11 protein-coding genes and 1 pseudogene are annotated in these 11,842 nt (G+C 60.6%); 4 read left to right on the top strand and 8 right to left on the bottom strand.

Features of this window, described 5'->3' with window-relative positions; all coding sequences use genetic code 11:
• From ACI2KG_RS17510 to ACI2KG_RS17500, 3 genes and pseudogenes are all read left to right on the top strand, one after another.
• Nucleotides 1-571 (top strand): annotated as a pseudogene (locus tag ACI2KG_RS17510) (S-type Pyocin); the annotation flags it as partial.
• Nucleotides 531-1,223: an S-type pyocin domain-containing protein gene (locus tag ACI2KG_RS17505; RefSeq protein ID WP_404662738.1), complete on the top strand. Its 693-nt coding sequence runs from the start codon at nt 531-533 to the stop codon at nt 1,221-1,223. The pseudogene ACI2KG_RS17510 and the gene ACI2KG_RS17505, both read left to right, overlap by 41 nt.
• Nucleotides 1,220-1,495, top strand: a complete 276-nt coding sequence (locus tag ACI2KG_RS17500; protein WP_404662737.1) for a bacteriocin immunity protein — start codon at nt 1,220-1,222, stop codon at nt 1,493-1,495. The genes ACI2KG_RS17505 and ACI2KG_RS17500 overlap by 4 nt, the downstream gene beginning before the upstream one ends.
• Nucleotides 1,496-1,571: 76 nt before the next feature.
• Here the strand turns inward: ACI2KG_RS17500 and ACI2KG_RS17495 are convergent, their stop codons facing one another.
• From ACI2KG_RS17495 to arcD (ACI2KG_RS17470), 6 genes are all read right to left on the bottom strand, one after another.
• A complete protein-coding gene (locus ACI2KG_RS17495; protein ID WP_404662736.1) occupies nt 1,572-3,083 on the bottom strand; it encodes a sigma-54-dependent transcriptional regulator in 1,512 nt (503 codons plus the stop codon).
• A gap of 184 nt (nt 3,084-3,267) precedes the next feature.
• Complete coding sequence (locus ACI2KG_RS17490; RefSeq protein WP_400615433.1) at nt 3,268-3,636, bottom strand: DUF5064 family protein; 369 nt, start codon at nt 3,634-3,636, stop codon at nt 3,268-3,270.
• A 57-nt stretch (nt 3,637-3,693) separates the two neighbouring features.
• Complete coding sequence (arcC, locus tag ACI2KG_RS17485) at nt 3,694-4,623, bottom strand: carbamate kinase (RefSeq protein WP_400615435.1); 930 nt, start codon at nt 4,621-4,623, stop codon at nt 3,694-3,696.
• Nucleotides 4,624-4,766: 143 nt separating this feature from the next.
• A complete protein-coding gene (locus tag ACI2KG_RS17480) occupies nt 4,767-5,777 on the bottom strand; it encodes an ornithine carbamoyltransferase (RefSeq protein ID WP_404662735.1) in 1,011 nt (336 codons plus the stop codon).
• A 69-nt stretch (nt 5,778-5,846) separates the two neighbouring features.
• A complete protein-coding gene (gene arcA, locus ACI2KG_RS17475) occupies nt 5,847-7,100 on the bottom strand; it encodes an arginine deiminase (protein ID WP_404662734.1) in 1,254 nt (417 codons plus the stop codon).
• Nucleotides 7,101-7,133: 33 nt separating this feature from the next.
• Complete coding sequence (gene arcD / locus ACI2KG_RS17470; RefSeq protein WP_400615441.1) at nt 7,134-8,561, bottom strand: arginine-ornithine antiporter; 1,428 nt, start codon at nt 8,559-8,561, stop codon at nt 7,134-7,136.
• Between the two features lie 435 nt (nt 8,562-8,996).
• On the opposite strand from arcD (ACI2KG_RS17470), the gene arcD (ACI2KG_RS17465) reads away from it, so the two are divergent.
• Nucleotides 8,997-10,424: an arginine-ornithine antiporter gene (arcD, locus tag ACI2KG_RS17465; protein ID WP_400615443.1), complete on the top strand. Its 1,428-nt coding sequence runs from the start codon at nt 8,997-8,999 to the stop codon at nt 10,422-10,424.
• On the opposite strand, the gene ACI2KG_RS17460 is transcribed toward arcD (ACI2KG_RS17465), so the two are convergent.
• Complete coding sequence (locus tag ACI2KG_RS17460; protein WP_404662733.1) at nt 10,404-10,817, bottom strand: YbaN family protein; 414 nt, start codon at nt 10,815-10,817, stop codon at nt 10,404-10,406. The genes arcD (ACI2KG_RS17465) and ACI2KG_RS17460 overlap by 21 nt on opposite strands.
• Nucleotides 10,818-10,871: 54 nt before the next feature.
• Nucleotides 10,872-11,465 carry a biliverdin-producing heme oxygenase gene (locus tag ACI2KG_RS17455; RefSeq protein WP_404662732.1) on the bottom strand — a complete coding sequence of 198 codons (594 nt, stop codon included), beginning with the start codon at nt 11,463-11,465 and terminating at the stop codon, nt 10,872-10,874.
• Nucleotides 11,466-11,842: the final 377 nt, after the last annotated feature.

The raw sequence follows: 11,842 nt of genomic DNA, 5'->3' as shown, positions 1-11,842 counted from the left end.
GGCCCAGGCGGAGGCAGAAGCCGCGGCACTGGCCCAGGCGGAGGCAGAAGCTGCGGCACGGGCCCAGGCGGAGGCAGAAGCCGCGGCACGGGCCCAGGCAGAGGCGGAAACTACCCGCCTGGCGAACACTTTTACTGTGTCTGGTGCCACCGCTGTTGGGGGGCCGCTCGTCGTTACAGCTCTGGGGCATGTTGTTTCAACAGCCTTGAATTTTTCTCTGTCAGTTTCAATGGGGGCAGCATTGGCGGCTCTTCGCGGTGCTGCTGGTGTGGCAGTCCCGTTTGTTGCTGGTGCCGGCGCACTCTTGTACTCCTCTCGTCTCGGCAACGGTGAACTACCGGAGCGCTACGCGCTGCAAATGCCTCTGGGTACGCTGGATCCTCAGTTGAGTTTGACATTGGCACTCGGTAATGCGATTGGCAGCCATGCGGAGCTCCCCTATCGCTTAAGCTCACAAGCCACCGAGGCAAATGATTCGGAAATACTGGTCGTCAAGACCGATGGGAAGGTCGTGCACTTCCCAAGTGCGAGTGCTCGCGGCTACCCACGATCGACAGCACAATCTCTATAGCGTTACCACCGCAGATGTGCCGAGCAGGACCTTTACCTGGACACCTATCGCACAAGCAGATAATGCCTCGACCGACTTGCCTGCCGAGCAGCCGGAATTAACGATATATGAAGGTGCGAAGCTAAATCCAGTCGAGGTGAGGCTCGGCGGCTATCCAGGTGTCGCCGACGCGAGCCTGGATGACTACATCATCGTTTTCCCTGCTGACTCGGGATTGCCGCCTCTGTATGTGATGTTCAGAGATCGGCGAGAGGAGCCCGGCACGATGACTGGCTTCGGGCAACCCGACGCAACTGTCTGGCTGGCAGGCGCAAATCAAACTCATGGAGTTGCCATCCCACCTCGTATTGCTGACAAATTAAGAGGAAGAAATTTTAGTAGCTGGAGGCGTGCACGTGAAGCAATATGGACTGCAGTCAGTGAGGATCCTGTCCTGATGAGTCAGTTCAGCAAATCAAATCAAACCCTCTTGCGCAATGGCTATTCGCCGAGCGCGATACCCAGCGAGCACGCTGGATCAAATAGAGCCTTTGAAATTCATCATGTTATTCCTTTGAAAGAGGGTGGCGCGGTTTACGATATCGACAATCTTAGAATCACAACCCCAAAAAATCACGTGCGGATACATAGAAATAAAGGTGCCGATCAATGATTCTCAAGCATAAAATAGAAGAGTATACAGAGGCTGAGTTTACTGAGTTTCTGAACGAGTTTTTCGAAAACCCCAGCCGACTCAAAGGCGACGCACTCGGCGCGCATATCAATCAACTGACTGATCACTTCGAAAAAATTATCGACCACCCAGACAAAAGTGGTCTAATTTTCTATCCCGCAGAGGGAGTGGAAGACAGTCCCGCCGGAGTGATTTCTGTTTTGAAAACGTGGTTCGCTGCTAATGGAAAAGCCGGTTTCCGCGAAGACTGAGTCAATACTTGAGCTGTTTCGATGATTAATTTAAAGCCCCTCGCAGAGTAATCTGCGAAGGGTGATGGTTGCATCATTAAGGTTTCGTTTTGGGAATTCCATACTTACGCAACCGCTGGGCTATCGCGGTATGCGAAGTCTGCAAACGCCCCGCCAGCTGCCGGGTCGAAGGGTAATTGGCATACAAGCGTTGCAGCAGTTCACGCTCGAAGTCACCTACCGCCTGGTCCAGGCTTGCCACGTCGCCGTCCTGGCCACGGGCCACCGAGGTACCGGCAATGTCCAGGTCGTCGATGTCCACCAGGTTGCCTTCGCAGATGGCGGCCGCGCGGAAAATCACGTTCTGCAATTGGCGCACATTGCCCGGCCATGGGTTGGCCAGCAATGCCGAATGGGTGGCCGGCGTCAACCGGCAGGCTGGGCGCTGGATCTGCGTGCAGGCCTGCTGCATGAAGAAATGCGCCAGCATCAGGATGTCCTGGCCACGGTCGCGTAGCGGCGGTACCTGCAGGTTGAGCACGTTGAGGCGATAGAACAGGTCTTCGCGGAAGCTGCCTTCGGCAACCATGCGCTCCAGGTCGCGGTGGGTGGCGCTGATGATGCGCACATCCACCTTCACTTCGCGGTCGCCGCCTACCCGGCGGAAGCTGCCATCGCTGAGAAAACGCAGCAGCTTGGCCTGCAGGTACGGCGACATTTCGCCAATTTCATCCAGGAACACCGTGCCCTGGTTGGCCAATTCCATCAGCCCGGGCTTGCCACCGCGTTGCGCACCGGTGAAGGCCCCTGGGGCATAGCCGAACAGCTCGCTCTCGGCCAGGCTCTCAGGCAATGCAGCGCAGTTCAGGGCCAGGAACGGTGCCGAGTAACGGCTGCTGATGGCATGGCAGGCACGGGCCACCAGCTCTTTGCCGGTGCCGGTTTCACCATGCACCAGCAGCGGTGCGTCCAGTGCCGCCACGCGCAGGGCGCGGGCCTTGAGGGTGCGGATGGCCGGCGACTCGCCGAGCAAGGCATCGAAACCTTCGGCGTGGTCGTGGTGCAGGGCGGACAGGCGTTCACCCATGCGGGTCGGCGGGTACAGCGTCAGCAGGCCACCGGCGTTGGTGATCGGCATGGCGTCCAGCAACAGGCTCTGGCCGTTCAGCTGCATTTCGCGCATCGGCAGGTGAAAATTGCTGTCCAGCAGCGCTTGCAGCAGCGCCGGGTCGTCGAACAGCTCGCCTACCGAGCGCCCGGCCGATTCGCGGCCGCACAGTTCAATCAGCGCCGGGTTGGCCAGCAGTACCTTGCCAGCGCTGTCCACCGCCAGTACCGGGTCGCTCATGGCGGCCAGCAGGGCATCGAGCTGCAGGTGACGGCGCTGACCGGGGAGGATGTCGACCACGTCCACCGACTGCACGCCATGCACTTCGAACAGCGCGTCGTGCAGCTCTTCAAGTACGGCGGGGCTTAGGGTGGGGGCGTCGATGTAGACGTTCGGCGGGACCATCTCCACGGCGTCCAGGTTGAGGTTGCGGGCACCGAGCAGGGCGAGGACTTCCTGGGTGATGCCGACGCGGTCGATGAAGCTGACGTGGATGCGCATGAGGGACGGTGAAGTGGTAGCCGGGGGAGGGCGGTAGTATGCCTTAACATCGCCGGGGCCGCTTTACGGCCCATCGCCGGCAAGCCAGCTCCCACTTCGATCGCATCGGCCTCAAGACTTGTGCAGTACCTGTGGGAGCTGGCTTGCCGGCGATGGGCTGCAAAGCAGCCCCAAAATGCTGAAGCTATTCCAGATGCTCAGGCTTGATCGGATCGCCCGACTTCACATCAAGCTTGTCACGAATGTCCGCAAACATATGGTCATAAAGCTTGTGCGGCGAACTCAGACTCTCGAATTTTTTCGGCGGTGCCAGGTACGACTGGGCCTTGCGGGTCAGCTGCATGAGAAAGCTGGGCAGTACCTGGTCCTTGGCCAGGAAGAACTTTTCCTCCACCGGCTTGCCCTCGATGCTGCCATGCATGTTGAACTGGATACCTCTACCTTCCTTGGGGTCCGACACTGCTTCGTATTCGATGTTCAGGTCATAGCTGTGGTCGTTCTTGTTCAGCGCAGTGCGCTCGATGTGTACATGACCGGGGTGGTACTGGGCCATGGCAAGCTCCTTTGGAAGGGTTTAAAACAGCGGGCTGCACAGGCCCGCCCACTGCATTCAACGGTAGCTGATGCCCGGCTTCGCGGTAGAAACCCGTGTGCCGGCGGTGCCTTTGACGATCTCTTCAATGTTCTCCAGTGAACTGATCACTGCCACTTTGCCGGTGTTGCGAGCGAAATCGCTGGCCGCCTGCACTTTCGGCCCCATCGAGCCGGCAGCAAAACCTAGCCTTTCGAGTTCGTCGGGGTGCGCCTGGGCGATGGCTTTCTGGGTTGGTTTGCCCCAGTCAATGTACGCCGCATCGACGTCGGTGGCGATTATCAGAAGGTCGGCATCCAGTTGCTCTGCGAGCAAGGCCGAGCACAGGTCCTTGTCGATTACCGCTTCGATACCTTTGAGTTTGCGGTTTTCGTCGTACAGGGTGGGGATACCGCCACCGCCGGCGCAAATGACGATGCTGTTCTTTTCCAGCAGCCATTTGATCGGGCGGATTTCAAAGATGCGCTTGGGTTTAGGGCTGGCCACCACGCGGCGATACTTGTCGCCGTCGGGCTTGACTACCCAACCCTTTTCCTTGGCCAGGCGCTCGGCCTCGTCCTTGGCATAGACCGGGCCGATGAACTTGGTCGGGTCCTTGAAGGCCGGGTCGTTGGCGTCCACTTCGACCTGGGTCAGCAGGGTGGCAAACGGCACTTCGAAGTCCAGCAGGTTGCCCAGTTCCTGTTCGATCATGTAGCCGATCATGCCTTCTGTCTCAGCGCCCAGCACGTCCAGCGGGTAGGCTTCGTCGGGCTTGTAGGACAGGCCCTGCAGCGACAGCAGGCCAACTTGCGGGCCGTTGCCGTGGGCGATGACCAGCTCGTTGCCGGGGTGGATCTTGGCGATCTGTTCGGTGGCGGTGCGGATATTGGCGCGCTGGTTGTCAGCGGTCATGGGCTCGCCGCGACGTAGCAGGGCGTTGCCGCCCAATGCAACAACGATACGCATGGGGAATGTCCTTTGCGGATATAGGGGGGCGCCTCGACCTCTTTGTGGGAGCTGGCTTGCCGGCGATCACCGGCGAAGCCCGTGCCATGCACCGAGTTGCCTGCATCGCCGGCAAGCCAGCTCCCACAGGGGCGAGGTGTTTTTCAGAGATCAGCCAGGGTCGAAACCAGGATCGCCTTGATCGTGTGCATGCGGTTTTCCGCCTGCTCGAAGGCGATGCAGGCCGGCGACTCGAACACGTCGTCGGTCACTTCGATGCCATTGGCCAGGTCCGGGTACTGTTCGGCGATCTGCTTGCCGACCTTGGTTTCGGAGTTGTGGAACGCCGGCAGGCAGTGCATGAACTTGGTCCGTGGGTTGCCGGTGGACTTCATCAGCTGCGCATTCACCTGGTAAGGCTTCAGCTGCTTGATGCGCTCGCCCCAGGCTTCGATCGGCTCACCCATCGATACCCACACGTCGGTGTGCACGAAGTCCACGCCCTTGACCGCGGCAACCGGGTCTTCGGTGAGGGTGATGCGCGCGCCGCTTTCTTCCGCGTATTGCTTGCAGCGCTCGACCAGGTCGTCATGTGGCCACAGTGCCTTGGGCGCGGCGATGCGTACGTCCATGCCGAGCTTGGCGCCGATCAGCAGCAGCGAGTTACCCATGTTGTTGCGGGCGTCGCCCAGGTAGGCATAGCTGATGTCGTGCAGCGGTTTGTCGCTGTGCTCACGCATGGTCAGCACGTCGGCGATCATCTGGGTCGGGTGGTATTCGTCGGTCAGGCCGTTGAACACCGGCACCCCGGCAAACTTGGCCAGCTCTTCGACGATTTCCTGCTTGAAGCCACGGTACTCGATGGCGTCGTACATGCGCCCGAGCACGCGGGCGGTGTCTTTCATGCTCTCCTTGTGGCCGATCTGCGAGGAGTTGGGGTCGATGTAGGTAACGTTGGCGCCCTGGTCATAGGCGGCCACTTCGAAGGCGCAGCGGGTACGGGTGGAGGTTTTTTCGAAGATCAGGGCAATGTTGTTGCCCTTCAGGTGCTGTTGTTCGGTGCCGGTGTACTTGGCGCGCTTGAGGTCGCGGGACAGGTCCAGCAGGTAGCGCAACTCGCGGGTGGTGTGGTGTTCCAGGCTCAGCAGGTTGCGGTTGTGAATGTTGAACGCCATGACATGTTCTCCTTGAGTTCGGTAGTGTCCCGGCCGCCGCCTCGTGGGCCCGGTCGGGTGCAATGGTCGTTAGTAATCGATTGGGTCGCGCACGATCGGGCAGGTCATGCAGTGGCCGCCGCCGCGGCCCCGGCCCAGTTCGCCGGCGCTGATGGTGATGACTTCGATGCCGGCCTTGCGCAGCAGGGTATTGGTGTAGGTGTTGCGGTCGTAGCCGATGACCACGCCCGGCTCGATGGCCACCACGTTGTTGCCGTCATCCCACTGTTCCCGCTCGGCGGCGAAGCTGTTGCCGCCGGTCTCGACCACGCGCAGCTGAACGCCCAACTGCTCGCCGACCACCTCGATGAACGACTTGTTGATACGACGTACGTCCATGCCGTATGGCTTGCTTTCGTCCGGACGGATGATGAATGGAATGATCTCTTTGACCACTTCCGGGAAGACTGTGACCAGGTCGCGGTCGCAGAAGCTGAACACGGTGTCCAGGTGCATGGCGGCGCGGGACTTCGGCAGGCCGGCGACGATGACTTCCTTGACCGCCCCCTTGGCGAACAGGTTGCGTGCGAGCTGGCCGATGGCCTGACGCGAGGTGCGCTCGCCCATGCCAATCAGCACGATGCCGTTGCCGATCGGCATCACGTCACCGCCCTCGAGCGTGGACTGGCCGTGTTCCTTGTCTGGGTCGCCATACCAGACTTCGAAGTCGGCGTTGGTGAACTCCTTGTGGAACTTGTAGATGGCCGTAGTCAGCAGAGTTTCCTGGCGACGGGCCGGCCAGTACATCGGGTTCAGCGTCACACCGCCGTAGATCCAGCAGGTGGTATCGCGGGTGAACTGGGTGTTGGGCAGCGGCGGCAGGATGAAGCTGGAGTGGCCCAGGTAGTCGTTGTACATCTTGACCACATCGGCGCCTTCGCTCTGTGGCAGGTCCTGGCCGGCCACACCGCCAATCAGGAACTCGGCCAAGTGACGCGGCTCGAGGCCTTCGAGCCAGCTGCGCACCTCGTTCTTCAGGCCCACACCGACGGTGTCATCGGTGATCTTGCGGTCGAGAATCCATTTCAGGGCTTCGGGTTGCTGAACGATGTCGGTCAGCAGGTTGTGCATTTCCAGCACATCGACGCCGCGCTCACGCATCTTGGTGACGAAGTCGAAATGGTCACGCTTGGCCTGGTCGACCCAGATCACATCGTCGAACAGCAGCTCGTCACAGTTGCTCGGCGTCAGGCGCTTGTGCGCCAGGCCCGGGGCGCAAACCATCACCTTGCGCAGTTTGCCGGCTTCGGAGTGGACACCGTACTTCTGTTTTTCAGCGGACATGGTTTCATTCCTCCAATTGAACGAAGACGTGGGTCAAAGGGTCAGGAAGCCGTCGTACAGGCCAAAGGCTGCCACCAGGGCGCCAATGACCACGGCTGCGAAGATCAGTTTTTCCACGTTGGTGAAGACAGGTTGGCCAACCTCACGCTTGGCCTTAGCGAACAGGATCGCGCCAGGTGCGTAGAGCAGGGCCGAGAGCAGCAGGTATTTCACGCCGCCGGCGTACAGCAGCCAGATGGCGTACAACAGGGCGATACCGCCGATGATCAGGTCTTTCTTGCGTTCGGCCAGGGCCTGTTCGTAGGTTTCGCTGCGCCATGCCAGCAGGAAGGCGTAGGCCGCCGACCACAGGTAGGGCACCAGGATCATCGAGGTGGCAAGGTAGATCAGCGACAGGTAGGTGCTGTTGGAGAACAGCGTGATCACCAGGAAGATCTGCACCATGGCGTTGGTCAGCCACAGGGCGTTGGCCGGTACCTGGTTGGCGTTCTCGCGGCGCAGGAACTCCGGCATGGTGTGGTCCTTGGCGGCGGCGAACATGATCTCGGCGCACAGCAGTACCCACGACAGCAGGGCCCCCAGCAGCGAGATGATCAGGCCGACGCTGATCAGCACCGCACCCCAATGGCCGACCACATGCTCCAGCACGGCGGCCATCGACGGGTTCTGCAGCTTGGCCAGTTCCGGTTGTGTCATGATGCCCAGCGACAGCACGTTGACCAGTACCAGGAACAGCAGCACGGTGACGAAGCCGATGACCGTGGCCTTGCCCACGTCAGAGCGTTTTTCCGCCCGTGACGAGAAGATACTCGCACCCTCGATGCCGATGAACACCCACACGGTGACCAGCATCATGTTGCGCACCTGGTTCATCACGCTGCCAAGCTCGGGTGTGCCTACCGCCCAGATGTCGGCGGTGAAGATGTCGAGCTTGAAGGCGAACAGGCAGATCAGGGCGAACAGCACCAGTGGTACCACCTTGGCCACGGTGGTGACCAGGTTGATGAACGCCGCTTCCTTGATACCGCGCAGCACCAGGAAGTGCACCGCCCACAGCAGCACCGACGCACCAATAATGGCGGCGGGGGTGTTGCCTTCGCCGAAGATCGGGAAGAAGTAACCCAAGGTGCTGAACAGCAGCACGAAGTAGCCGACGTTGCCCAGCCAGGCACTGATCCAGTACCCCCAGGCTGAGGAGAAGCCCATGTAGTCGCCAAAACCGGCCTTGGCGTAGGCATATACCCCGCCGTCCAGGTCAGGCTTGCGGTTGGCAAGGGTCTGGAACACGAAGGCCAGGGTCAGCATACCGACCGCGGTAATGGCCCAGCCGATCAGCACTGCGCCAACCCCCGCGCTGGCGGCCATGTTTTGCGGCAGCGAGAAGATCCCGCCACCAATCATCGAACCGACTACGAGAGCAACTAACGCGCCGAGCTTTAGTTTTCCGGATGAATCAGACATTTAACAACTCCTGCCAGGAGAAAGTTGACGACAGAATAAATCCGACGCCTGGGCCAGCGACTGACTTGCGTCAGTTTATGGCTACGTGAAGTAGGAAAATTCCTCCACGCGAGCTCCTGGAGAGTGCCGACAGCTCTGCTGCAGGCCTTGCACGCTGGCACCTCCATGTCCTTCTAGAGCAAACGCTCTGTTCGGCCTGCGATGCTTGAAGCTAGCCGCTTTTGCCGCTTTCGCAAATTTTTCACAAGAATTTTCAGTTTTAACGGGAACTTTTCTAGGCGCTGTCGAGCTGCTAGTTTTTAAGGAGGACTGCATAGACAAAACAGTTATGAGTGCTATAGCTTCAATGGCTTTAACTCTTATAAGTCGCAGCATTTATATGGTCTGCAAGGCTGTTTCAAAGGCATGACAGCGGGCAAAAAAAGTGAGGGATGCATGAGCGAACCGGGACAGAAGCTGCGCCTGGGCGCGCTGATCGCGCTGGTGGTCGGCTCGATGATTGGTGGCGGGATCTTCTCCTTGCCGCAGAACATGGCGGCGCGCGCCGATGTGGGTGCGGTGCTGATCGGTTGGGCCATTACTGCAGTCGGCATGTTGGCGCTGGCGTTCGTATTCCAGACCCTGGCCAACCGCAAGCCGGAGCTGGACTCGGGGGTGTATGCCTATGCCAAGGCCGGTTTTGGCGAGTACATGGGGTTTTCCTCGGCCTGGGGCTACTGGATCAGCGCCTGGCTGGGCAACGTCGGTTACTTTGTGTTGCTGTTCAGCACCCTGGGCTTCTATTTCCCGGTTTTTGGCGAGGGGAACACGCCAATCGCCATCGGCTGTGCCTCGCTGTTGCTGTGGGCCGTGCACTTTCTGGTACTGCGTGGCATCAAGGAGGCGGCGTTCATCAACCAGGTGACCACCGTGGCCAAGGTGGTGCCGCTGCTGATTTTCGTGGTCATTGCCGCATTTGCCTTTCGCGCCGATATCTTCACCCGTGATATCTGGGGCCTGAGCAACCCACAGTTCGGTAGCGTGCTGGAGCAGGTGCGCAACATGATGCTGGTGACCGTGTTCGTTTTCATTGGCATCGAGGGCGCCAGCGTGTACTCCGGGCGTGCCCAGCGCCGTTCCGACGTAGGCAAGGCCACCGTCATTGGCTTTCTGGGTGTGCTGGCGCTACTGGTGCTGGTCAACGTGCTGTCGCTGGGGGTAATGACCCAGCCCGAACTGGCCGGGCTGCAGAACCCGTCACTGGCCTCGGTGCTGGAGCATATCGTCGGCCCGTGGGGCGCTTTGCTGATCAGCCTGGGGCTGGCAGTTTCGTTGCTCGGCGCCCTGCTGTCGTGGGCGTTGTTGTGTGCCGAGATTCTCTACGCCACGGCCCGCGACAAGACCATGCCGCGCTTTCTGGCCAAGGAGAATGCCAACCAGGTGCCCGCCAATGCCCTGTGGCTGACCAACTGCATGATCCAGGGCTTCCTGCTGATCACGCTGTTCTCGGCCGGCACTTACACCAGCCTGATCTACCTGGCGTCGTCAATGATTCTGGTGCCCTACCTGTGGTCTGCGGCCTATGCGGTGCTGCTGGCCGTACGTGGCGAGAGCTATGCCGGGCAGCCGGGCCTGCGGCGCAAGGACCTGCTGGTGGCAGTGGTCGCCTTGCTGTACGCCATCTGGCTGTTGTACGCCGGTGGGCTCAAGTACCTGCTGCTGTCTGCACTGTTATATGCCCCGGGGGTAATCCTGTTTGCCAGGGCCAAGCACGAGCAGGGGCAAACGCTGTTCACCACCTGGGAAAAGCTGATTTTTGCCGCTGTGCTGGCCGGGGCGGCGTTGGCAGCTTACGCCCTGTACTCAGGGTTGCTGAGCTTGTGACGGGGCAGGGCAGGCGTGCTCCGGGCGCGACCAGATCCACAGGTTGCCCAGGGTCATGCCGGCGATGGCCAGGAACACGGGCCAGTGGTGTTCCAGAAAGGTCAGCATCAGGCCTGCGCACAGCAACATGCTGACGGTAGCGCTGACCTTGGCCCGGCGCTGGATCACCTTGCCATTGCGCCAGTTGTAAAGGATCGGCCCGAACAACCGGTGGTTTTCCAGCCAGGCCGAGAGGCGCGGCGAACTGCGGGTTGCCGCCCAAGCGGCCAGCAGGATGAATTCGGTGGTCGGCAGGCCAGGGATAACGATCGCGACCAAACCCACCCCCAGGCTCACGTAAGCCAGTATTCCATACAGCAGGCGGGCGAGTTTCGAGCGGGCGGGTCGGGTCATGGTCTCACTGCATAAAACGGTGCGGCCACCGGAAGGGTGGCCGGCTATGGCGTATCAAACCAGCGCGGCATCTGCAGCATAGGCGTGCTTGAGCAGCTCGGTGAAGCGTTCGAAGGCGGCAACTGCACCGCGCTCGGCAGCGGCTTCCTCTTCGGTTGACAGTTCCAGGCTATCAAGGATGCGGGTGAACTGCTTCCAGCCTTCGGCACGGCCACCGGCCGGTTCGCCCAGGTGACGGGCACCGAAGCTGTCGGACAGTTCCAGCGCCACGGCACGCTTGATCAGAAACGCAGCGCCCAGTTTGGAGCCTTCGGAGACGAAGATCCAGCCCATCGCCTCGCCCAGGCTCGGTTTGCCCTGCGCACCGGGCACGGCGGCCGGTACTTCGGTGTCGAGGTCGGCGAGGTCCAGGCGGGCCTGCTCGGCCCGGCAGCGCTCGGCCAGGTCGGGAACGATCGCGATCAGTTGCGGATCGTTGTACAGCGCCTGCAGTTCGGACTGGAACAGGTACTGAGCGACGACGAAGCGGGCGAAGCTTTCGCGGCTGTCGAACGGCTTGTGGGATTTGACCAGGGCATCCAGCTCGGCGTGCGGGGCGTGGGTGATCTGGTTCAGGCGCTGGGAGCGCAGGGCTGGGCGGTCGGTCATGGGGCAGTCCTTGGAAAAAGGGGCGTCTAGGTACAAGACGAAACAGCGGGGGCGGGACAGTAAAAAAACTGGGTATTTACAGGTTGGTTGTTGCAGCGCCTGGGAGATCGAGCGCCGCCCGCGCGGCGCTTCGCGGGACAAGCCCGCTCCCACATCTGTTACGGGCCAGTTGCTTCTGTGGCATTTTCGCGCGCCCCCTTTGTGCACGGCTCGATATCGAGTCGTGCAATCAAGGCGGGCAGCGGTGGCCTTACAGGATTGATTGGCCTGAAACAGATGTGCCGGGCTTGTCCTAATGCCGGTCAGTTAAGCAATTTGGGGCCGCGTTGCGGCCCATCGCCGGCAAGCCAGGCTCCCACAATATGGCGCATGGCTTG

Source organism: Pseudomonas sp. NPDC089407, from assembly GCF_044900445.1.
Lineage (GTDB): Bacteria > Pseudomonadota > Gammaproteobacteria > Pseudomonadales > Pseudomonadaceae > Aquipseudomonas.
The sequence above is the reverse complement of the archived record's forward strand: the minus strand, read 5'-3'. Positions and strand labels throughout refer to the sequence as shown.